This is a genomic window from Enterobacter cloacae complex sp. S3 (assembly GCF_014930495.1).
Lineage (GTDB): Bacteria > Pseudomonadota > Gammaproteobacteria > Enterobacterales > Enterobacteriaceae > Enterobacter > Enterobacter asburiae_B.
The window spans coordinates 1-313 of sequence record NZ_JADBRD010000076.1 but is presented as its reverse complement, the minus strand read 5'-3'; the positions used below and the strand labels follow the sequence as shown (position 1 = coordinate 313).

The 313-nt window shown below is 46.0% G+C and carries 1 tRNA gene; it reads left to right on the top strand.

The features are described from left to right. Nucleotides 1–57: 57 nt before the first annotated feature. Nucleotides 58–133 (top strand) — tRNA-Glu (locus IM317_RS23295). Nucleotides 134–313 lie beyond the last annotated feature (180 nt).

Here is a 313-nt window from a genome sequence, read left to right as displayed (position 1 = left end):
ACACAGATTGTCTGATGAAAAGTAAATAGCAAGGCGTCTTGCGATTGAGACTTACACGTCCCCTTCGTCTAGAGGCCCAGGACACCGCCCTTTCACGGCGGTAACAGGGGTTCGAATCCCCTAGGGGACGCCACTTGCTGGTTCGTGAGTGAAAGTCACCTGCCTCAGTATCTCAAAACTCATCTTCGGGTGACGTTTGAGATATTTGCTCTTTAAAAATCTGGATCAAGCTGAAAATTGAAACGACACACATGTTATGTGTGTTCGAGTCTCTCAAATTTTCGCAAGTCGATGATGAATCGAAAGAAACATC